The following is a 22,030-nucleotide window of genomic DNA, read 5'->3' as shown; positions in this document are numbered from 1 at the left end:
CGGTGGGCGCTCCTAGCGTGGCGGGCATGAACAGTTCTCGACTGGAGCTCATCCGCCTGGATCAGGATCTCGCCGCGCTCGAGCGCGCGCAGCAGCTCCTCCACCAGGCGCGCTCGGTGCGCCGGGACGATCCCCGCGCCGCCTTCGAGCTCATCCATCGCTCGGCTCTGCGCACTGCCGGGGTGCTCGTGGCGCGCGCGAACCGCACGCGGCGCCGCAGTCTTCCGCTGAACGTCTGGAAGGCGCTGGATCGCATGGGTGCGAGCACGCGCCCCTGGGCGCTCGAGGCGAGCGCTTTCGTCGCCGAGCGCGATCGCCTGGATCGTGACCAGCATGCAGTCCCCGATCCGCAGCTGCTGCAGGCGCATCTCGAGGGCACGGCGCACCGCATCGCGAGCGTGCGGGCCCAGCTGCTCTCGGAGCTCACCTCCTCCTCGGCGGTGGCGCTGGCGGGGTGAGCAGGAGCGCACGGGCGGGCGCGTCCCCTGCGGGCGACCCGCACCTCTGCGAGCACGGCTCTAGCATGGCGGGGCGGCCCGTCGCGCGGCGCCGACGCGATCATTCTCGGCGGAATCGGAAGGAGGCGACGCGGTGACGACCGATCCCTCAGACGCCGAACTCGGTGATGCTGACAGCACGATCCTCCACCTGGATATGGACGCCTTCTTCGCCTCGGTCGAGGTGCGCGACAACCCCGATCTGCGAGGTCTCCCCGTCGTGGTGGGCGGGACAGGATCGCGCAGCGTCGTCGCGGCAGCGAGCTATCCGGCGCGCACGCGGGGGATCCGCTCGGCGATGCCGATGGCCGCGGCGCGGCGACTCGCTCCCGATCTGGTGATCGTCCCCGGGAGGATGGCCGTCTACCGGGAGGTGTCGGCCCAGGTGATGGAGATCCTGCGCGGGGTGACGCCGCAGATCGAGCAGATCAGCGTGGATGAGGCGTTCCTGGACGTGCGCGGGGCGCGGCGCCTGTTCGGGACCCCCGCTCAGATCGGCGCCCTGCTGCGAGAGCGGATCCGAGGGGAGCTGGACCTGCCCGCGAGCGTGGGCGGGTCCGTCTCGCGGGCGGTCGCGAAGATCGCCTCGGCGCGCGCGAAGCCCGACGGCCTCCTCATCGTGCCCGCGGCCGGCACCGCCGAGTTCCTCGCTCCGCTGCCGGTGAGCGCGATCTCGGGGGTGGGGCCCCGCGCCTCCCAGGCGCTCGAGCGCCTGGGCGTGCGCACGATCGGTCAGCTGCGCGACATCCCGCTCGCCGCGCTGCGGCGCGCCGTCGGCCCCGGGGCCGAGCAGATCCAGCGCCTGGCGGCCGGGGAGGACCGCACCGGCCTCGGCACGCGGGTCCGCGATCGCAGCGCCGGGGTCGAGCGCACCTACGAGGAGGACCTCACCGATCCGGAGGATGTCCGTCGGCGCCTGACCGTCATGGCCGACGATGTGGCGCGCGGACTGCGCCGGGACGGCTTCGTCGCGCGAGCGGTGAGCGTGAAGCTGCGCGCTCCGGACGGCACCACGATCACGCGCTCGGCCACGATGAGCCAGCCCACCGCGAGCGGGGAGCGGCTGCGGGAGCAGGTGGTGCGCCTCTGGGAGAGGGAGAGCGGCGCCATGCCGCGGCTCCGGCTCGCAGGGGTGCGCGCCGAGCGTCTGGCGCGAGCGGAGGACGCCGCCGCGGCCGTCGAGCTCGCGTCGGGCACGACCGGCTGGCAGGGGCTGGAGCCGGCGATGGACGCGGCGCTCGCACGGTTCGGCACCGCAAGCCTCTCTCGCGGCTCCACTCTCCCCGTGCGCACAGGCTCGGGATCGGGCGCGGACGCCGTCCGAGCGACCGGTCGCACGCAGACGCGGAGCGCGCAGGCTCCGCGAGAAGCGGACTCTCCGCAGGATCCGCGCGAAGCGGACTCTCCGCAGGATCCGCCGGGCTCGACGCTCTTCTGAGGGCCCGCCGCCTTGGGGGAGGGCTCGCGTCCGGCGGTCGCGGGACCCCGCGCGGGAGCCTGTTCCATTCCCCAGGCGCGCCGACTATCCTGCAGGGATCACCGGGGCAGTCGCCGGGGATCGCCCATGCTGCATGCAGCTCGGCACGGACAAGGAGACGGAACGATGCCGCTTTCCGAGCACGAGCAGAGGATGCTCGACGAGATGGAGCGCCAGCTCTTCGCTGACGATCCGAAGCTCGCGCGCGCGTTCCGCGCCGACGACCGCCCGCGGCACGACCGCCGCCGCATCGGACTCGGGCTGCTGGGTGTCGCACTCGGGCTCGGGCTCCTGGTCCTCGCCGTCGCCCTGCCGGCGATCTGGCTGGGGGTCCTGGCATTCCTCATCATGCTCGCCGGCGCGATCTTCGCGATCACGGCTCCGGCGATCGGGCCCGATGTCGCCGCGTCCTCTTCCGCAGGTCCCGCGCGCCGGGCGCGCGCCGCGACGAGCAGTGGCGCGGGTGCGCCTCAGAGCGACCTGCTGCGACGCATGGAGGAGCGCTGGGACCGACGCTCCGACGAGGGGCGCGGCTGAACCCGCCGCGCACTGCGCGCTCTCTGCGCGCCCGCCCCGCGGGCACCTGAACTCTGGACGACCCGAGCCGCACGGCTCGGGTCGTTCTGCATGCGCCCCGAGTGCGAAGCGCTGGGCGGGGCACCCCCAGCCCTCAGACTCCACCCCCTCTGCACGTGCGAGCCGCATGCTGTGACCCCCCTGGGAAGATCGCCCTCCTCGGCCCCTCCACCGCCCTCCACCGCGTCCCCTCCACTGCGCTCCACCGGGCGTGCGGCAACGGCGATCAGCGCCCGCCGCAGTGCGAATGCGCAGGTCAGAGGGGTGCGGTGCCGCCCGAGCAGCGGCGTCGGGCCGGGGGAGCGCAGTGCAGCGGGTGACCGACACGGATGTGGCGCGCATTTCCCCTCCACCGCGCCCCACTCCTGTGACCTGCGGTGATGTACTGAGATGGCGGGAATCGGCCCCGAGGGCTCGACGACGGTGGGGGCTTGTGGGGTAAAGTGGAGGGCGCAGGAGGGAGATGGGTCTCCCGTCGAGACGAGGGGGTGCGGATGTTCCTCGGAACCTTCACGCCCAAGCTCGACGACAAGGGCCGACTGATCTTTCCTGCGAAGTTCCGGGACGACCTCGCCTCCGGCCTGGTGATGACAAGAGGGCAGGAGCACTGCATCGCGGTGTATCCGCTCGCTGAGTTCCGCCACAAGCTGGAGGAGGCCCGTCGGGCGCCGACCACCGATCAGCGCACTCGCGACTATCTGCGCGTGCTGCTCTCCGGTGCGGAGGACGTCATCCCGGACAAGCAGGGCCGCATCACCATTCCCGGCCACCTGCGCTCGTACGCGGGCCTGGACCGGGAATGTGCCGTGATCGGCGCACTCGATCGACTCGAGGTCTGGTCCCTCCCCGCGTGGGAGGCCTACCTCGAGCAGAAGGAGGAGGGCTTCGCCCAGACCGCCGAGTCGGTGGTCCCGGGCCTGTTCTGAGGGATTCCCTCCCGCGAGACCTCTCGTCGCCCCCGCCCCGATGCATCTTCCCCGGTGGCGGGTCGGGAGCGACGAGGTATCCCGTGGGATGGCACCACGAGCAGCGTCCGGCGCAGCCCGCCCGCGCATCCGAGCACAGCACAGGAAGCAGGACAGCATGGGGATGGACACCACGGTGCCCGCGCCGTCGGCGCAGGCGCCCGCCGCACCGGCCGGGACTGCGTCCGCGATGCCGGCTGCCGATCGTCACGTGCCCGTGATGCTCCGCGAGTGCGTGGAGCTGCTGCGCCCGGCCCTCGAGCGACCCGGCGCGATCTACGTCGATGCGACCCTCGGCATGGCCGGCCACGCCTGCGCCGTCCTGGAGGCGGCGCCCCACGCGAGGCTCGTCGGCATCGACCGCGACGCGGCGGCCCTCGCGCTCGCCCGCACCCGCCTGGAGCAGGCGGGCTTCGGCGATCGGATCGACCTCGTGCACACGACCTACGACCGCATCCCCGAGGCCCTCGCAGGCCTCGGCCTTGATCGCGCCGACGCGATCATGATGGATCTGGGCCTCTCGAGCTTCCAGATCGACACCCCGGATCGCGGCTTCTCCTACGCGTGGGATGCGCCGCTGGACATGCGGATGGATCCGGATTCCGGCGGGCCGACCGCTGCGGACCTCCTGCGCGACCTCTCCCAGGACGAGATCGCGGACATGCTGCGCCACTACGGCGATGAGCGCTTCGCAGGTCGCATCGCTCGCCTCATCGTGGAGCAGCGTGCGAGCGCACCGCTGGAGCGCTCCGGCGAGCTCGTGGAGCTGCTGGATCGCGCGATCCCCGCCGCCTCGAAGGCCAGCGGCGGCCATCCCGCCAAGCGCAGCTTCCAGGCGCTGCGCATCGCCGTCAACGACGAGCTCAGCATCCTCTCCGATGCGATCGACTCCGCGCTCGACTGCGTGCGCGTGGGCGGCAGGATCGTCGTGGAGTCCTACCACTCGGGCGAGGACCGGCTCGTGAAGACCGCCTTCGGGCGTCGCACGCGCTCGACCGCCCCGCCCGGCCTCCCGGTCGAGCTCGAAGAGCACCGCCCCACCTTCACCGCTCTCACCCGAGGCGCGGAGAAGGCCGGCGAGGCCGAGCGCGACCAGAATCCCCGCTCCGCATCGGTGCGGCTGCGCGCCCTCGAGCGCGCACGCGACACCGCCTGACCTCGCGGCTCCGCCGACCCGGCGCCCCTCCCTCCCCGCCCGCCCCTCCGCCTCTGGAAGACATCATGGCCATCAGCTCCGCAGCCGCCCGCACCGCACCGGTCCGCGCCCCCCGACCGGGCGCGCGACCAGCTGCGCGTCCGCGGCTCGCCGTCGTCGCCCGGCCGGCCCCGCGCAGCAGCATCATGCCGTTCGCCCTGCTGTGCACCGCGATCGTGGTCCTGACTCTGGCCTCGGTGCTCTTCCTGAACATCCGGATGTCCGACATGAGCTTCCAGATCACCCGCCTCCAGGGGCAGTCGCAGGATCTGCGCGAGGCGCAGCAGGCGCTCCAGGAGCGCGAGGACCAGCTCTCCACCCCGCAGGAGCTCGAGGCGCGCGCGCAGGCGCTCGGTATGGTGCCGACGGGCGCGCCGATCTACATCGATCTGTCCACGGGGACGGTGCTGGGGGAGGCGTCCGCGGCGGCTCCGCTGCCCGCGGCCGCTCCGGCAGCGATCCCGCAGGCGCAGATCTACCAGCAGGACCAGCAGTACCACGGCATGGGCAACGAGAGGGACTGAGCATGGCCGAGACGCCTCGCCGCACCGGGCAGCGCCGCTCCGCACAGCGCGACGGCGCCGCTCCCCGCGCCCGCAGCACGGCGCGCGCCTCCGCCGCGCCCCGCTCCTCCCGCTCCCGCGGCGGAGCGCGCCCGGCGGGCGCCGCCCCTCGCACCCGCAGCGGCGCGCGCCCCGCGGGAGGAGGGCCTCGTGCGCGCGGAGGGCTCGTGCCCGCGGCGCGCGTCGGCAGCCCGGTGGTGCGCTTCCGCCTGCTCGCGGTGCTCGTGATCTTCGCGGTCGTGGTGCTGGGAGGGCGGCTGATGTGGGTGCAGGGGCTCGATGCGAGCGCCCGCGCCGAGGAGGCCGTCAAGCAGCGCACTGTCGAACGCACGATCTCGCCGCTGCGGGGAGACATCGTGGACCGCGACGGCGCGGTCATGGCCCGCTCCGTGGAGCGCTACGACCTCTGGGTCAACCAGCTCCAGGTCGGCGAGTACCTCGAGCGCAAGAAGGACGCGCCCGAGACCGGGGCGCCCGCGGCGGCGAAGGCGCTCGCCCCGCTGCTGGGGAAGTCGGTCGAGGAGACCCAGGCGCTCCTGACGGGAGAGAGCGGCTTCCAGTACCTGCTGAAGAACGTCGAGCCCGCGGTGCGCGACGCGGTGGTCGCGCTGAAGATCCCCGGCATCGGCTCCGATCGGGTCGCCGATCGCATCTACCCGGCCGGCCAGGTGGGCGGCAACGTCATCGGATTCGTCGGCGCCGACGGGGCCGCCCTCGGCGGCGCCGAGCTCAGCTTCGACGACCGCCTGCGCGGTACCAGCGGCTCGACCACCTACGAGCGCGGCAGCGGCGGCCAGATCCTCCCCAACGGACGCACGCAGATCGTGCCCGCCGTCGACGGCCAGGACCTCGTGCTGACGCTCGACTCGGACCTCCAGTGGAAGGCGCAGCAGGTGCTCGCCGACACGGTCGGGAAGTTCGGTGCCAGCGGCGGCAGCGCGGTCGCGCTGAACATCCGGACCGGCGAGGTGCTCGCGCTCGCCGAGACGCCCACCTATGACCCCAACGACCCCGGCGCCACGGACGAGAAGTACCGGGGCAACCAGTCGCTCTCCAACGTGTTCGAGCCCGGCTCGACCGGCAAGCTCCTCACGGTCACCACGGCTCTCGAGCAGGGCACCATCACGCCGACCTCGCAGTTCACCGCCCCGTACACCCTCGAGGTGGACGGCGAGACGTACCGCGACTCCCACGAGCACGAGACCAAGCGCTACACGGTCGCGGGCATCCTCAAGGACAGCTCGAACACCGGCACCGTGCAGATCGCCCAGACCGTCACCCCGCAGCAGCGCTACGACACGCTGCGCGCCTTCGGGCTGGGGGAGCCGACGGGCGTGGGGCTCGCGGGCGAGTCGGCCGGCATCCTGCACCCCGTCTCGGACTGGCACGGCCGCATGAACTACACGACCTCCTTCGGCCAGGGCTACGCGGTCACCCCCCTCCAGATGGTCTCCGCTCTCGGCGCCTTCGGCAACGGCGGAGTGCGGATGCACCCCACGCTCGTCGCGGGGACCCGCGACGGGGCAGGAGTGTTCACCCCGGCTCCGATCGCCGAGGGCGTGCGCGCGACCGATCCGGAGACCGCCGCTCAGGTGATGACGCTCATGGACAACGACATCCCCGACGACGGCACCGCGAACGCCGGCATCCCCGGCTACGCGGTCGGCGGGAAGACCGGCACCGCACAGGTCGCGGGCGGCACGTACACGGCCTCGTTCATCGGCATGGCGCCGATGGACGACCCGGAGATCATCGTGGGCGTGTTCGTCTACGGGCTGACCTCGTTCGTCTCCGGCAACACCGCAGCCTCTCCCGCGTTCGCGCAGATCATGGGCTACGCCCTCCAGACCCAGGGCATCGCCCCCACCGGCGTGCCCGGCCGCACCCTGGAGAACGAGTGGTGAGCGCGGGCATCGAGGCTGCCGACCTCGCCGCGCGCATCGGCGCGCAGCTCCTCGGCGCAGACGCCGCCGGCGCGCTGCTGACGGGAGCGAGCCTCGACTCGCGCTCCGTCGGCCCCGGGGACCTGTACTGCGCGCTCCCGGGCTCTCGCGTCCACGGCGCGGCCTTCGCGCAGCAGGCCGCGCAGGCCGGCGCGGCAGCCGCTCTCACGGACGCCGCCGGGGCGTCCCTGTGCACCGATACCGGGCTGCCCGTGCTGCTGCACGAGGATCCTCGGCGCGCGAGCGCCGAGGCCGCCGCACTGATCCACCATCGCCCCGCCGAGCGCCTGCGGACGGTGGGCGTCACGGGGACGAACGGAAAGACGTCCGTGACCACGATGCTGCGCAGCGCGCTGCTGGATCTCGGCGTGCCGACCGGAGTGATGGGCACCAGCGGCACGGTGTTCCGCGGCGCTGACGGCACCGACCACGAGATCGCGACCGTGCGCACCACTCCCGAGTCCCCTGACGTCCAGGCGATCCTCGCGCAGATGGCCCGCGCGGGCACTGCAGTGGCCGCGATGGAGGTCTCGAGCCACGCGATGGTGCTGCACCGCGCCGACGCGATCGTGTTCGACGCCGTGTGCTTCACGAACCTCTCGCAGGACCACCTGGACTTCCACCCCACGATGGAGGACTACTTCGCCGCCAAGGCGTCCCTGTTCGCCCCCGAGCACGCGCGCGCCGGCGTGGTCTGCGTGGACGACGAGTGGGGCCGCCGCCTCGCGCAGAGCGCGCGCATCCCCGTGCGCACCTTCACCACGGATCCCGCGCGCGAGGCCGACGCGGTCATCACCCGCATCGCACCGGACGGCTTCGGCGCCGACCTGCGCGTGCGCCGCACCGGCGGCGAGGAGATCTCCCTGCGCGCGCCCCTTCCGGGCACGCACTACGCCGCCAACGCCGTCGCCGTGATGCTCCTGCTCGAGCAGATCGGGCACGAGGGCGCCGCCGCGCGCGCGGCGATCGCCCGCGCGGGCAGCGTCCCCGGTCGCATGGAGCTGATCAGCCAGGAGCCCGTGCTCGGGGTCGTCGACTTCTCGCACACCGAGGATGCCCTGCGCAAGGCGCTCGCCACGCTGCGCGCCGTCCCCAGCACGCGCAGGCTCATCGTGGTGATGGGCGCGGGCGGGGACCGCGACCGCAGCAAGCGCCCCGCGATGGGCCGTGCCGCGGCCGAGCTCGCGGATGTCGTCATCGTCACCGATGACAATCCGCGCAGCGAGGATCCCGCATCGATCCGCGCCGAAGTGCTCCAGGGCGCGCATGCCGCGGCCGCCGCAGCGGAGATCCATGAGGTCCCCGGCCGGTCCGATGCCATCGCGCTCGCCTGCGCCCTCGCGGATGAGTCGGACACGATCCTCGTCGCCGGCAAGGGGGCGGAGACCGGTCAGGACGTCGGCGGTACAGTCCTCCCGTTCGACGATCGCGAGGAGCTGCGCCGCCGCCTGGCCGTCGCGCCCCCTGCGGACTCGACCCTCCCGCCCCACCCTGCTGAAGGACGCTGAATGCTCGCCACCACAGCCCACCAGATCGCCCGCATCACCGGGGGCCGGCTCGTCGGCGGCGCCACCGGCGAGGAGCAGGTCACCGGAGCGGCCCGGATCGACTCCCGGCTCGTCGGCACCGGAGACCTGTTCGCCGCTTTCACGGGCGAGAGCACCGACGGGCACCTCCACGTCCCCGGCGCGCACGCGGCCGGCGCCGTGCTCAGCCTCGTCAGCCGCGAGGTCGAGCAGCCCGCGGTCCTGGTGCCCGACGTCGAGGCGGCGCTGAGCGCCCTGGCGACCGCGCAGCTCGAGCAGGCCCGCAGCGCAGGCACCGGGCTGCAGGTCATCGCGATCACCGGCAGCGCCGGCAAGACCGGCACCAAGGACCTCCTCGGGGCGCTGCTGTCGGATCTCGGAGAGACGATCGCTCCCGCAGGCAGCCTGAACAACGAGCTGGGCGTGCCGCTGACCGTGCTGGGCTTGACGGAGTCGACCCGCTTCCTGGTGCTCGAGATGGGCGCGCGCGGCATCGGCCACATCGCGCACCTCACCGCCATCGCGCGCCCCGACGTCGCCCTCGTGCTCAACGTGGGCAGCGCCCACCTCGGCGAGTTCGGCGGCATCGAGGCGATCGCGCAGGCGAAGGGCGAGATCGTCGAGGCCCTCGCGCCCGGAGGCCGCGCTGTGCTGAACGGCGACGACGCGCGCGTGGCCCGCATGGCCGAGCGCACGAGCGCCCCGGTCCTCACCTGGGGGCATGGCGAGGCCGACGTGCGCGTGGCGGACGTGCGCCTGGACGGCGACGCGCGCGCCGTCCTCACCCTCGCTCTCGACCGCCCCCTCGAGCGCCTCGACGGGAGCATCGTCGAGCCGGGGGAGCGGGAGATCCCGCTGGACCTCCTCGGAGAGCACCAGGCGCTCAACGCGGTCGCCGCCGCCACGGCGGCCCTGGCCCTGGGCCTGGACCTCGACGCCCTCGCGCGCATCCTCCCGGGCGTGCGCCTCGCCTCCACGCAGCGCATGGAGACGATCCATGCGGGCGAGGACGTCCTCATCATCAACGACGCCTACAACGCGAACCCCGATTCGATGCGCCAGGCGCTGAAGACCCTCGCCCACCTGGGCGAGACGCGCCGCACCATCGCGGTGCTCGGCGAGATGCTCGAGTTGGGCCCCGATTCGCTGCGCCTGCATGACGAGACGGGCCGCCTGGCCGTGCGCCTGAACATCTCGCACCTGGTGGCCGTCGGCCCCGGGGCGCTCGCGATGCACCGCGGCGCCTGCCTCGAGGGCAGCTTCGGGGAGGAGTCCGAGCACGTCCCCTCCCTCGAGGACGCCCTGCCCCGGCTCCTCGAGCTCATCGAGCCCGGCGATGCGGTGCTGCTGAAGTCCTCGCGCGATGCGGGACTGCGCACGCTCGCCGAGCCGCTCGCCGCGGCCCTCCTCGGCCGCGCCGATGACGGGCAGGGCGCGCCGTCCATGGCACACTCGGAGAGCGGGCAGCGCCCCGCTGCCTCGCCGACAGGAGACCCTGCATGATCGCGATCATCATCGCGGGAGCGACCGCTCTGGTCCTCGCCATGGCGGGGACGCCGCTGTACATCAGGCTCCTCGTCAAGCGGAACTACGGCCAGTTCGTGCGCGACGACGGCCCCACCACGCACTCCACCAAGCGCGGGACCCCCACGATGGGCGGCGTCGCGATCATCGGTGCGATCCTCATCGGCTACTTCTTCGCCCACCTCGTGATGGGCGAGCTGCCGAGCGCCTCAGGGCTGCTGGTGCTGTTCCTCATGACCGGCCTCGGGGTCGTGGGCTTCCTCGACGACTTCATCAAGATCACCCGTCAGCGCAGCCTCGGCCTGAAGCCGTACCAGAAGCTGCTCGGGCAGTTCGCCGTCGCGACGATCTTCGCGGTGCTCGCGCTGCGCTTCCCCAGCGCCGAGGGCCTCACCCCCGCCTCCACGCACCTCTCCTTCGTGCGCGACATCCCCTGGCTGAACCTCGCCGTCGCCGGCAGCGCGCTGGGCGTGGTGCTGTTCGCCGTGTGGGCGAACTTCCTGGTCGCCGCATGGTCCAACGGCGTCAACCTCACCGACGGCCTCGACGGTCTCGCCAGCGGCGCCACGCTCATCTTCGGCGGCGCCTACCTCGTGATCTCCTTCTGGCAGTGGCGCCAGACCTGCACCGGCGGCCGCGCCGACTTCGACGCCGCCCACTGCTACTCCGCGCGCGATCCGCTGGACACCGCGATCATCGCCGCAGCGCTCGTCGGCGCCTGCGTCGGCTTCCTGTGGTGGAACACCTCGCCCGCGAAGATCTTCATGGGGGACACCGGCTCGCTCGCCCTCGGAGGCGCGCTCGCCGGGCTGACGATCGTCTCGCGCACGCAGCTGCTGGGCGCGATCATCGGCGGCCTCTTCGTGATCATCGCCCTGTCGGTCATCATCCAGGTCACGAGCTTCAAGCTCACCCGCAAGCGCGTGTTCCGCATGGCCCCGCTGCAGCACCACTTCGAGCTCAAGGGATGGAACGAGGTGACGATCGTGGTGCGGTTCTGGATCGTCGCCGGGATCCTGGGCGCCGCGGGCCTGGGCCTGTTCTACCTCGACGCCCTGCCGAGGCTCGGCTCATGACGAGCGCGCCGGTGCCGGTCCACGAGCGGCCCTGGCCGGGCCTGGACGTCGCCGGGGTGCGGATCCTCGTGCTCGGCTTCGGCGTCTCCGGCTATGCGGTCGCCGACCAGACCATGCAGCGCGGCGCGCACGTGCTGGTCCTGGACGGAGCCGATTCGCCGCGCAACCGCGACCGCGCGCGCGTGCTCGAGGTGTTCGACGTCGAGGTCCGGCTCGGCCCCGAGCACGTGGCGGCGCTGCCCGAGGATCGCCCCGTCGACCTCGTCGTCACGTCCCCGGGGTGGCGGCCGGACCAGCCCCTCCTCGTGCAGGCGGCCGCGGCGGGCATCCCCGTGTGGAGCGAGATCGAGCTCGCGCGCCGCATGCAGAGCGCCGACGGCCCCGCCTGGCTCGGCATCACCGGCACCAACGGCAAGACCACGGCCGTCACCATGCTCGAGTCGATCCTGCGCGCGGAGGGACTGCGCGCCGTCGCCTGCGGGAACGTGGGGCTGCCCGTCATCGAGGCGGCCCTGGACCCCGAGGGCTTCGACGTGCTCGCCGTCGAGCTCTCCAGCTTCCAGCTCCACTGGACCGAGCACCTGCTGTGCGAATCAGCCGCCGTGCTGAACATCAGCGAGGACCATCTCGACTGGCACGGCTCGCTCGAGGAGTACGCGCGCGCGAAGGGCCGCATCTACGAGGGCGTGCAGATCGCCTGCGTCTACTCGACCTCCGACGAGACCACCAGGCATCTCGTGGAGGACGCGGACGTCGCCGAGGGCGCGCGCGCCATCGGCATCACGCTCGGGGTCCCGGGACTCTCCGAGCTCGGCGTGGTCGACGGGATGCTCGTGGACCGCGCGTTCGTCGAGGACCGGCGCCGCCAGGCCGCCGAGCTCGGCGAGCTCTCGGACCTCGCCCACCTCGGGGCTCACGGCGCCCCGCCCCACATGGTCTTCAACGCCCTCGCCGCCGCAGCGCTCGCCCGCGCCCACGGCGTGAGCGCCGCCGCCGTGCGCGAGGGGCTGCGCGGATACCGTGCGGGCAGCCATCGCTCCGAGCTCGTGGCCGAGCACGGGGGCATCGCCTTCATCGACGACTCCAAGGCCACCAATCCCGACGCCGCGCGCGCGGCCCTGGCCGGAGTGAGCAGCGCCGTCTGGATCGCCGGGGGCCTCACCAAGGGGGCCGACCTCGACCCCCTCGTCGTCGCCGCCGCTGGCCGGCTCCGCGCCGTGGTCCTCATCGGCGCCGACGACGCCCCCTTCCAGGAGGCGCTGCGCCGCGGAGCGCCGGATGTCCCGGTGCACCGCATCGCCCCGGAGGACGCGTCCGACGACCTCTCCCGTGCCCGGCTCATGGACGCGGCGGTCCGCGCGGCCGCCTCGCTCGCGCACCCCGGGGACGCCGTGCTCCTCGCTCCCGCCGCGGCCTCCATGGACCAGTTCACCGACTACGGCCAGCGCGGCGAGCTGTTCGCATCCTCCGCTCGCGCGCTCGCCTCCGCCGCGCAAGAGGAGCAGGGATGACGCTGCAGGACACTCCGCGCCGCGCCCCCGCCGTCGTGCGACCCGACGAGGAGCGCCCGCTGGGCGACCTCCGCTCGCGGGTGGGGGACGGGCTCGGCACCTGGATGCGCTCGCCCGTGCTGGACTTCTACGCGCTGATCGCGGTCGGCACCCTGCTCATCGGCTTCGGCCTGGTGATGGTGCTCTCCAGCAGCTCGGTCACCGAGCTCGCCCGCGGCCAGTCCGCCTTCAGCGGGTTCCTGAGCCAGGGCACCTTCGCACTGCTCGGGCTGGTGGGCCTCCTGGCCGCCGCGAGCCTGCCGCCGCGGTTCTACGAGCGCGCGGCGCCCGTGCTCATCGCGCTCGGCCTTGCGCTCCAGGTGCTCGTGCACACGCCTCTCGGCTACGACAGCGGCGGCAACCGCAACTGGATCAAGATCTCCGGGATGACGCTGCAGCCCTCCGAGCTGCTGAAGCTCGCGCTCGCCGTGGCGCTCGGCGCGCTCCTGACCCGGCTCCGCCCGAACCTCCACCGCCCCCGTGCGCTGATCCTGCCGCTGGCGCTGGTGGGGGTCTCGCTCGGACTGGTGCTGCTGGGCCACGATCTCGGCACCGCGATGGTGATGGCGATGCTGGTGGCCGGATCGCTGTGGATCGCCGGGGTGCCCCGGCGCTGGTTCGCCCTCGCGGGCGCCCTCGGCCTGGTGGGCGTCGCGGGAATGGTGCTGACGAGCGCGAACCGCATGGCCCGAATCCACAACTGGCTCACCGGGACCTGCGAGGGCGATTCGTGCCTGCAGTCCGATCAGGGCCTGATGGGGCTCGCGGAGGGCGGCTGGTGGGGCGTCGGGCTCGGCAAGTCCGCGCAGAAGTGGGGGCGCCTCCCCGCGGCGCAGGACGACTACATCTTCGCGATCATCGGCGAGGAGCTCGGACTGCTGGGCACCCTCATCGTGGTCGCTCTGTTCGCGACGCTCGCCTTCATCCTGCTGCGCATGATCGCGCGCGCCCAGAGCCCCTTCATCCAGATCACCATCGGCGGCGTCGGCGCGTGGCTCCTCGGCCAGGCCTTCGTGAACATGAGCGTGGTGACCGGGCTCCTGCCCGTGCTCGGCGTGCCCCTGCCGTTCATCTCCGCCGGCGGCTCCTCCCTCGTCGCCTCGATGCTGGCGCTGGGCATGCTGCTCTCCTTCGCGCGGCACGAGCCGGGTGCGAAGGACGCGATCTCCGCCCGCATCGGCGCGGTGCGCCGATCCTCGGCCGTGGTCCCCGCCAGCAGGGACGAGCGCACGCGCCCCGCTGACCGCCCTAGCCGCCGCTCCCGCTCCGCCCGCCGCTCCCGCACCGCCACCCGAGGACGCACCCGCTGATGACGACCGCCGCCGCCCGCTCCCGCATCGCCCCGCGCATCCTCCTCGCCGGAGGAGGCACCGCCGGGCACGTCTCCCCGCTGCTCGCGACCGCCGCGCAGATCCGCGCCCTCGACCCGCGCGCCGAGATCACGGTGCTGGGCACGGCCGACGGTCTGGAGGCGGATCTCGTGCCCGCCGCGGGCTTCGAGCTCGTGACCATCGCGAAGGTCCCCTTCCCGCGCTCCCCGAACGCCGCCGCGGTGCGCTTCCCGGGCCGCTTCGCCTCCACCATCGCCCAGGTGCGCCGGCTCCTGAAGGAGCGGGAGATCCAGGCGGTGTGCGGGTTCGGCGGATACGTCTGCCCGCCCGCCTACCTCGCCGCCGCCTCGCTGCGGATCCCCCGGGTGCTGCACGAGGCGAACCGGCGGCCCGGGATGGCGAACCGCCTCGGCGCGCGCGGTGCGCACGCCGTGCTCACGGCGTTCGAGGGGACGCCCCTGCCCGGGGCGCGCCGCATCGGCATGCCCATGCGCGAGGGCATCGCCCGTCTCGATCGCGCAGAGCGCCGCGACGCGGCCGTGGCGTCGCTCGGACTCGATCCCGCCCGGCCCGTGCTGCTGGCGACCGGGGGCTCGCTCGGAGCGCAGCACCTCAACGAGGTGCTGGTGGAGGCCGCCCCCGCGATGCTCGCCGCCGGGGCGCAGATCGTGCACATCACCGGCAAGGGGAAGACGGCCGTCGGCGCCGCCCTCGCCGACCAGGACGGCTACCGCCTGCTCGAGTACGCCGGCGCCATGGAGGACGTCTACGCGGCCGCCGACCTCGCGCTCACCCGGTCCGGGGCCGGAACCGTCAGCGAGCTCACCGCGATCGGGCTGCCCGCCGTGTTCGTGCCCCTGCCCATCGGGAACGGGGAGCAGGCGCTGAACGGCGAGGAGGTCGTGGCCGCCGGGGGAGCGCTGATGGTGGACGATGCCGCGCTCACGCCCGCCGTGATGACCGGCACGGTGCTGCCCCTCCTGCTGGACGCGGAGCACCTCGGCGCGATGAGCACGGCCTCCCGCGCCTTCGGCGTGCCCGATGCCGCGGCGCAGCTCGCGCAGATCGTGATCGACGCCGCGCAGCGGAGCTGAACGGGAGCGGCCCTGCCGCCGACTACCGTGTCCTGCATGAGCACGCCCGCCGCCCCCGCCGCTTCCACGCCCGAGGTCCGCACGATCCTCGACCCGGGCCCCGTGATCAGCTCCCGGGATTGGCCCGAGGGGCTCGTCCGCTCCCTCCACGTGGTGCGCATCGGCGGCGCCGGGATGTCCGCGGTGGCGCAGCTCGCGCTCGAGGCGGGGATGAGCGTGACGGGATCGGACTCGCAGGACGGCCAGTTCATCGGCCCGCTGCGCGCCCAGGGCGCTCGCATCGGCATCGGCTTCAGCGCCGACCTCCTCGCTCCCGGCACCGATCTCGTGGTCGTCTCCACCGCGGTGCGCGCCGACAATCCCGAGGTCGTCGCCGCCCGCGAGCGCGGCATCCCCGTGATCCACCGCGCCGCCGCCCTCTCCGGGCTGCTGGGCGCGCGCCAGGTCATCGCCATCGCGGGCACCCACGGGAAGACCTCCACCACGGCCATGGCGACCCTCGCGCTGCGCGGCGCGGGCGAGGACCCCGCCTGGGCGCTCGGCGCCGCCGTCCCCGACCTCGGCCGCAACGCGGGATTCGGCGCCGAGGGCCGACCCGAGGCCGGACCGGAAGGGGACGGATACGGAGTCGTGGAGGCCGACGAGTCCGACGGGTCCTTCCTCGCCTTCGCTCCGGAGGTCCTGGTGGTGACGAACCTCGAGGCCGACCACCTCGACTTCCACGGCACCGCCGAGAACGTGACCGCCGCCTTCGAGGCGCTCACCGCCCGGATCCCCGCGGGCGGCACGCTCATCGTCTGCAGCGATGACAAGGGCGCCCGGGCGCTGGGGGAGATGGCCGAGCGCAGCGGCGTCGCAGTCCAGCGCTACGGCACAGGCCCGGATGCCGACTGGCGCGTGCTCGAGGAGGACGCGGGCACCACCGGCACCTCGCTCGTGCTCGCCACCCCGCACGGGGAGCTGCGGACCTCGCTCTCCGTGGTCGGCCACCACAACGTCCTGAACGCGCTGGGGGCTCTCGCGGCGGCCCGCGCCGCCGCACCCGAGGCGGCCCTGCCCGCGCTCGCGGCGGGACTCGAACCCTTCACCGGCGCCTCGCGACGCTTCGACCTGGCCGGCAGCGAGAACGGGATCGCCGTCTACGACGACTACGCCCACCATCCCCGCGAGGTCGAGGCGGCTGTCGCGGCGGCGCGCGGCATCGTCCGCAGCACGGGCGGGCGCGTGCTCGTGGTGTTCCAGCCCCATCTGTTCTCCCGCACCCGCGCCTTCGCCGCGGAGTTCGCCGGCGCGCTCGCCGGAGCCGACGCCGCCTGGGTGATGCCCGTCTACGCCGCGCGCGAGGACCACGACCCCGACGTCACCGCGCGGACCATCACCGCCCTCGCCCCCGAGGGAGTGCGCGCGCTCGCCGAGGGCGAGAGCGGCGCCTCGGCCGTCGCGGACGCTGCGCGCCCCGGAGACGTGGTGCTGATGCTGGGTGCAGGGGACATCGTGGAGACGACCCCCTCGGTGCTCGCTGCGCTCCAGGACGCGGCCCGCGGCTGATGGCGCGCCGACCCGCCCCGCCGAAGCCCGCCGCCTCGGCCCCCGTCCCGCCCGCACGGCCGGCGGCGCGGCCGCGCACCCCCGCGGCAGGAGCGCCTGTCCGGCGCGCGTCCACGGCGGCCTCGGCGCGTGCAGCGTCGGCCCCGGCGGAGCGGGAGGGCCGGACCGAAGAAGAGGGCGGCCGCGTCGTCCACGCGGCGGATCGCTTCCGCGCGCTGCTGCGCCCCCGGCCCTGGAGGCGCCACCGCCGCCGAATCATCGCCTGGGGGGCCGGCACCGTCCTGCTCCTGGTCGCGCTGCTCATCACTGCGGTGAGCCTGCCGCAGCTCCAGGTGCAGCGCGTCGACGTGGTGGGCACCACCTACGTCTCCGCCGACGAGGTGCGCGAGGCCGCCGCCGGCGAGACCGGCTCCAGCGTGCTGCTGCTGCCCGCCGGGCGCATCGCCCGCGAGGTCGAGGGCGTCCCCGGGGTCGCCTCGGCCGAGGTCACCCGGCAGTGGCCGGACGGAGCCCGGATCGCGGTCACCGAGCGCACCCCGCTCGCGCAGCTCACCGACGCCTCGGGCGCGGTCAGCATCCTGGACGCCACCGGGACCGTCCTGCCCTCGAGCGCCACGCAGGCGCCGGACGGCTCCCCGCGGCACCTGACGGCGCTCACCATCGCCGACGGCGCCGCCGATCCCGCCGCCGCGACGAGCTCCATGCTCGAGGTCCTCGCGGCGCTGCCCGAGGACTTCCGCTCCTCGGTCGGCCAGATCGCCGCGAGCTCCCGCACCGACGTCACGCTCACCGTCCAGACCGATCAGGGCACACGGACCGTGGTGTGGGGGGACGCGAGCGACAGCGAGCTGAAGGCGAACGTCGCGCGGGCGCTGCTGGGCCAGCCCGGCACCACCATCGACGTCACCTCCCCGATCGCTCCGGTCACCCGCTGAGGGCTGCACGGGCCCGGGGGAGCCCGCCGAGCTCGGCTGCGCGCCGCCGGGCGAGGACGCGCCCCGGCGCGCCCGCGACACGCGCGCGACACGCCCTCGAGGTCGTTGCACCCGCGGTCCCGCTTCCCTAGCGTCGAAGGAAGGGACGAGGACCATGAAGTCCAACCTTCGACTTGAGGTCGAGGGTTGGGGCCTGCGGGCGCATCCCCTCTCTCACCAGGACGAAGACAACAAGAGCAAGGACCTCAACGTGGCCGGATCCCAGAACTACCTCGCAGTGATCAAGGTCGTCGGCGTCGGCGGCGGCGGCGTGAACGCCGTGAACCGCATGATCGAATCCGGGCTCAAGGGCGTCGAGTTCATCGCGATCAACACCGATGCCCAGGCGCTCCTGATGTCGGACGCCGACGTCAAGCTCGACGTCGGCAAGGAGCTCACCCGCGGCCTCGGCGCCGGCGCCGATCCCGAGGTGGGCCGGAAGGCCGCCGAGGATCACGCCGAGGAGATCGAGGAGGTCCTGCGGGGCGCCGACATGGTCTTCGTGACCGCGGGCGAGGGCGGCGGCACCGGCACCGGCGGCGCTCCCGTCGTCGCGAAGATCGCCCGCAGCCTCGGCGCGCTGACCATCGGTGTGGTCACCCGCCCGTTCACCTTCGAGGGACGCCGCCGCTCCGGCCAGGCCGACTCCGGCATCGAGGCGCTGCAGTCCGAGGTCGACACCCTCATCGTGATCCCCAACGATCGCCTGCTCTCGATCGCCGACAAGCAGGTCTCCATGCTCGACGCCTTCAAGAGCGCCGACCAGGTGCTGCTCTCGGGCGTCCAGGGCATCACTGACCTCATCACCACCCCGGGCCTGATCAACCTCGACTTCGCCGACGTGAAGTCCGTGATGCAGGGCGCGGGCTCCGCGCTCATGGGCATCGGCTCCTCCCGCGGGGACGACCGCGCGCTGCAGGCGGCGGAGCTCGCCGTCTCCAGCCCGCTGCTCGAGGCCTCGATCGACGGCGCCTTCGGCGTGCTGCTCTCGATCCAGGGCGGCAGCGACCTGGGCCTGTACGAGGTCTCCGAGGCGGCCCGACTGGTCCAGGAGGCCGCGCACCCCGATGCGAACCTCATCTTCGGCGCCATCATCGACGACGCGCTCGGCGACGAGGTGCGCGTGACCGTCATCGCCGCGGGCTTCGAGGGCGGCGGCCCCACGCCGCGCCAGGAGGCGCCGAAGGTCGCCGCGCGTCCTGCGGCGCGCGTCGAGAGCGCCCCCCGCTCGGAGGTAGGCGGCCGCACCGAGTCCGCTTCGCGCGCGTTCCGTCCCGCCCGTCCGGAGGCCGCGGCGCGCCCCTCGGCCGTCTCCGACCGGACCCCCGCTGCGGGCGGCTGGGGCGTTCCCCAGCAGACCTTCGAGCCCTCGACCGGTCAGGGCGCGGAGCCGGGGACGGAGGTCATGGATCCCGCCGACGTCGAGGACTCGGGCGAGTCGGCCGCGCAGTACCGCCCCGTGGCGGTGCCCCGCCAGGAGGCCGAGCCGGTGCGCCCGCCGCGCATCGAGGAGCCGCCCGCCGATGACGACGATCTGGATCTGCCCTCGTTCCTGAAGTGATGGCGCAGCTGTGACGCAGTCACCGATCTCGGCACGGGCCCCGCGGCTGCGCGGGGCCCGTGCCCTGTTCACGGGGCGCGCGGGCGGGGTCTCCGCCGCTCCCTTCGACTCCCTGAACCTCGCCCGCCACGTCGGGGACGACCCGGAGGCGGTCGAGGCCAATCGCGCGCTGCTCGCGCGCGAGATCGGCCTGCCGCTGGTGTTCGTGGAGCAGGTGCACTCGGCGGACGTCCTCGTGCTGCGCTCCGGCGGCGCGCGCGGCGAGGAGTCGTCGATCGCGACGGCCGACGCCCTGGTCACCGACCGCACGGACATCGCCCTCGCAATCATGGTCGCCGACTGCGTGCCCGTGCTGCTGAGCGATCCGGTCGCCGGAGTGATCGGAGCGGCCCACGCGGGTCGCCGCGGGCTCCTCGGGGGCGTCCTGGAGGCGACGGCGGCGGCGATGGCTGCGCTCGGCGCCGATCCCGCGCGCACCGAGGCCGCGATCGGCCCTGCCGTCTGCGGCCGCTGCTACGAGGTGCCGGAGGCCATGCAGGAGGAGGCCGTCGCGGCTCTCCCGGCTGCGCGCTCGACCACGCGATCCGGGACTCCCGCTCTCGACCTGCCCGCCGGGGCGGCCGCGGCGCTGGTGCGCGCGGGCCTCGCCCCGGAGCGGATCGACGCGGGAGCCCCGTGCACGCTGGAGGACGAGCGCTGGTTCTCCTACCGGCGCTCTGCCCGCACCGGCCGCTTCGTCGGCGCGATCCGTCGCGCCGGGACGTGACGCAGGGCGCGCCGACGACGCGCCGACACACCGGCGGCCTCCCTGCGCGGGCTTCGCGCCTCGGGTAGTTTCGCCTCAGGGCCCCTGCGCACAGCCGTGCCGTCGGAGCGCCCGCCCTGCACGCATCACAGCCACCACATCTGAGCATCGGGAGAGCATCCATGGGAGCCTGGCACAACGCGATGGTCGCTCTCGGCCTGGCGAACGAGGTCGACGAGGACTACTACGAGGACGAGGCCCCGCGCCGCGAGGAGGCGCCCGTCGCCCGTCGCGCCGACCGCGTCGTCGAGAGCCCCGCCGAGCGCGAGGCCCAGGTCACCCCGATCCGCCAGCGCGGTCACGTGCTGTCGGTCCAGCAGCATTCCGCGGAGGACTCCATGCAGCGCATCACCACGATCCACCCGCGCTCGTACAACGACGCCAAGGCCATCGGCGAGTCGTTCCGCGACGGGGTCCCCGTGATCATGAACCTGTCCGACATGCAGGACGGCGACGCGAAGCGCATGGTCGACTTCTCCGCTGGCCTGGTGTTCGGCCTTCGCGGCTCCATCGAGCGGATCACCTCGAAGGTCTTCCTGCTCTCGCCCGAGTTCGTGCAGGTGGACGGCGACGCCTCCACTGACGAGGGCACCTTCTACAACCAGAGCTGAGCGGCGTGGAGATCCTGGCGTCCGTCCTCTACCTCGGACTGCTGCTCTACTCGCTCCTGCTGCTGGCACGGCTGGTCATCGACTGGATCCGCGGCTACGCCCGCGACTACCGGCCCCGCGGCGCCGTGCTCGTGCTGTTCGAGACCGTGTTCACGCTGACCGACCCGCCGGTGAAGCTGCTGCGCCGCCTCATCCCCCCGGTCCGGCTGGGAGCGGTGGCACTGGATCTCTCGCTGATGGTGCTGCTGCTGGCGTGCTCCCTCGTGCTCTCCGTGCTGGCGCGCTTCGCGATCTGAACGCCCCCACGCTCCGCTCCGGGTGGGAGCGGTCCCGCGGACTGCGGCGGGGATGTGATCTGCGAGACGCGGCGCGGCCCTGCGGGGCCCGCTCGCGGGCCCTCCGGGGGCGCGGCGCAGGTGCATCCGCTACCCTGTCAGCAGATGCGCCCACTCCGGCGCGACGGACTACGAGATTGACGAGAAGGTGACCCATGGCTCTGATGCCGGAAGACCTGGATAACAAGCGGTTCACCCCGGTGCGGTTCTCCGAGGGCTACGACATGGACGAGGTGGACAACTTCCTCGACCTCGAGGTCCTGCCGCGCCTGCAGGAGCTCCTCGACGAGAACGCCCGCCTGACCCGCGAGCTGGACGAGGCCCACAACCGCATCGCGGAGCTGGAGTCCACTCCCCGCGAGGTGCAGCCCGTGCGTGAGGACGCCGCTGCCGCCTACGAGGAGACCGAGCCCGCGCAGGACGTCGAGGAGGCCACGCAGGTCCACGGCGTCGTCGCCGCCCCGGCCGCCGCGGCTCCCACCGCCGAGAGCGCCGACCAGTCGGCCGCCGGCATCATCGCCCTGGCGAATCGTCTGCACGACGAGTACGTCAAGAACGGCGAGGACGAGCGCGACCGCCTCATCGCGGACGCCAACTCCGAGCACCGTCGCATCGTCGGCGAGGCCGAGGAGAAGTCCCGCACGACCCTCGAGGCCCTCGAGGTCAAGAAGAGCGAGCTGGAGAAGACGATCGAGGGTCTGCGCACCTTCGAGCGCGACTACCGCAACCGTCTGCGCAACTACCTGGAGAACCAGCTGCGCGATCTGGACACCACCGACACGCAGGACAAGCAGACCTCCTTCGGCCTGTGAGTCACAGCTCCACCACGACGGCGACCGCCGGGCGCACCGCGCCGGGCGGTCGCCGTTCGTCGGCCCC

At 73.5% G+C, this 22,030-nt stretch carries 20 protein-coding genes; all 20 read left to right on the top strand.

Features of this window, described 5'->3' with window-relative positions:
- Window positions 1-26 precede the first annotated feature (26 nt).
- Window positions 27-458 (top strand): hypothetical protein, encoded by a 432-nt coding sequence (locus tag Bequi_RS01415; protein ID WP_249736218.1) that lies wholly within the window; start codon window positions 27-29, stop codon window positions 456-458.
- Window positions 459-591: 133 nt separating this feature from the next.
- Window positions 592-1,935, top strand: a complete 1,344-nt coding sequence (gene dinB, locus Bequi_RS01410) for a DNA polymerase IV (RefSeq protein ID WP_249736217.1) — start codon at window positions 592-594, stop codon at window positions 1,933-1,935.
- 165 nt (window positions 1,936-2,100) lie between these two features.
- A complete protein-coding gene (locus Bequi_RS01405) occupies window positions 2,101-2,511 on the top strand; it encodes a DUF3040 domain-containing protein (protein WP_249736216.1) in 411 nt (136 codons plus the stop codon).
- A 533-nt stretch (window positions 2,512-3,044) separates the two neighbouring features.
- Window positions 3,045-3,476, top strand: a complete 432-nt coding sequence (mraZ, locus tag Bequi_RS01400) for a division/cell wall cluster transcriptional repressor MraZ (protein ID WP_249736215.1) — start codon at window positions 3,045-3,047, stop codon at window positions 3,474-3,476.
- 163 nt (window positions 3,477-3,639) lie between these two features.
- Window positions 3,640-4,671 (top strand): 16S rRNA (cytosine(1402)-N(4))-methyltransferase RsmH, encoded by a 1,032-nt coding sequence (gene rsmH / locus Bequi_RS01395; protein ID WP_430623089.1) that lies wholly within the window; start codon window positions 3,640-3,642, stop codon window positions 4,669-4,671.
- A 65-nt stretch (window positions 4,672-4,736) separates the two neighbouring features.
- Window positions 4,737-5,234 (top strand): cell division protein FtsL, encoded by a 498-nt coding sequence (ftsL, locus tag Bequi_RS01390; protein WP_249736214.1) that lies wholly within the window; start codon window positions 4,737-4,739, stop codon window positions 5,232-5,234.
- A gap of 2 nt (window positions 5,235-5,236) precedes the next feature.
- Window positions 5,237-7,177, top strand: a complete 1,941-nt coding sequence (locus Bequi_RS01385) for a peptidoglycan D,D-transpeptidase FtsI family protein (protein ID WP_249736213.1) — start codon at window positions 5,237-5,239, stop codon at window positions 7,175-7,177.
- Window positions 7,174-8,724 (top strand): UDP-N-acetylmuramoyl-L-alanyl-D-glutamate--2,6-diaminopimelate ligase, encoded by a 1,551-nt coding sequence (locus tag Bequi_RS01380; RefSeq protein ID WP_249736212.1) that lies wholly within the window; start codon window positions 7,174-7,176, stop codon window positions 8,722-8,724. The genes Bequi_RS01385 and Bequi_RS01380 overlap by 4 nt, the downstream gene beginning before the upstream one ends.
- On the top strand, window positions 8,725-10,245 hold the full coding sequence (locus Bequi_RS01375) for a UDP-N-acetylmuramoyl-tripeptide--D-alanyl-D-alanine ligase (RefSeq protein ID WP_249736211.1): 1,521 nt from the start codon (window positions 8,725-8,727) through the stop codon (window positions 10,243-10,245).
- Entirely contained in the window at window positions 10,242-11,342 is a 1,101-nt protein-coding gene (gene mraY / locus Bequi_RS01370; protein ID WP_249736210.1) for a phospho-N-acetylmuramoyl-pentapeptide-transferase, read from the top strand. The genes Bequi_RS01375 and mraY overlap by 4 nt, the downstream gene beginning before the upstream one ends.
- The gene (murD, locus tag Bequi_RS01365) at window positions 11,339-12,853 is read left to right on the top strand and encodes a UDP-N-acetylmuramoyl-L-alanine--D-glutamate ligase (protein ID WP_249736209.1); all 1,515 of its coding nucleotides are present in this window, start codon (window positions 11,339-11,341) and stop codon (window positions 12,851-12,853) included. The genes mraY and murD overlap by 4 nt, the downstream gene beginning before the upstream one ends.
- Window positions 12,850-14,202 (top strand): FtsW/RodA/SpoVE family cell cycle protein, encoded by a 1,353-nt coding sequence (locus tag Bequi_RS01360; protein WP_249736208.1) that lies wholly within the window; start codon window positions 12,850-12,852, stop codon window positions 14,200-14,202. The genes murD and Bequi_RS01360 overlap by 4 nt, the downstream gene beginning before the upstream one ends.
- Window positions 14,202-15,317, top strand: coding sequence for an undecaprenyldiphospho-muramoylpentapeptide beta-N-acetylglucosaminyltransferase (murG, locus tag Bequi_RS01355; RefSeq protein WP_249736207.1), 1,116 nt, complete (start codon window positions 14,202-14,204; stop codon window positions 15,315-15,317). Before Bequi_RS01360 ends, murG begins: the two co-directional genes overlap by 1 nt.
- Window positions 15,318-15,353: 36 nt before the next feature.
- Window positions 15,354-16,865, top strand: coding sequence for a UDP-N-acetylmuramate--L-alanine ligase (gene murC / locus Bequi_RS01350; protein WP_249736206.1), 1,512 nt, complete (start codon window positions 15,354-15,356; stop codon window positions 16,863-16,865).
- Window positions 16,865-17,800, top strand: coding sequence for a cell division protein FtsQ/DivIB (locus tag Bequi_RS01345; RefSeq protein ID WP_249736205.1), 936 nt, complete (start codon window positions 16,865-16,867; stop codon window positions 17,798-17,800). Before murC ends, Bequi_RS01345 begins: the two co-directional genes overlap by 1 nt.
- A gap of 250 nt (window positions 17,801-18,050) precedes the next feature.
- Entirely contained in the window at window positions 18,051-19,400 is a 1,350-nt protein-coding gene (gene ftsZ / locus Bequi_RS01340) for a cell division protein FtsZ (RefSeq protein WP_249736748.1), read from the top strand.
- A 10-nt stretch (window positions 19,401-19,410) separates the two neighbouring features.
- On the top strand, window positions 19,411-20,166 hold the full coding sequence (gene pgeF / locus Bequi_RS01335) for a peptidoglycan editing factor PgeF (RefSeq protein ID WP_249736204.1): 756 nt from the start codon (window positions 19,411-19,413) through the stop codon (window positions 20,164-20,166).
- A gap of 161 nt (window positions 20,167-20,327) precedes the next feature.
- Window positions 20,328-20,816 carry a cell division protein SepF gene (locus Bequi_RS01330; protein WP_249736203.1) on the top strand — a complete coding sequence of 163 codons (489 nt, stop codon included), beginning with the start codon at window positions 20,328-20,330 and terminating at the stop codon, window positions 20,814-20,816.
- 5 nt (window positions 20,817-20,821) lie between these two features.
- Window positions 20,822-21,112, top strand: coding sequence for a YggT family protein (locus Bequi_RS01325; RefSeq protein ID WP_249736202.1), 291 nt, complete (start codon window positions 20,822-20,824; stop codon window positions 21,110-21,112).
- Between the two features lie 194 nt (window positions 21,113-21,306).
- Window positions 21,307-21,963, top strand: a complete 657-nt coding sequence (locus Bequi_RS01320; protein ID WP_249736201.1) for a DivIVA domain-containing protein — start codon at window positions 21,307-21,309, stop codon at window positions 21,961-21,963.
- Window positions 21,964-22,030 lie beyond the last annotated feature (67 nt).

Origin of the sequence: Brachybacterium equifaecis (assembly GCF_023509525.1) — a bacterium.
In the GTDB taxonomy this organism is placed as follows: Bacteria; Actinomycetota; Actinomycetes; order Actinomycetales; family Dermabacteraceae; genus Brachybacterium; species Brachybacterium equifaecis.
This window is presented reverse-complemented; position numbering and strand designations above follow the sequence as displayed.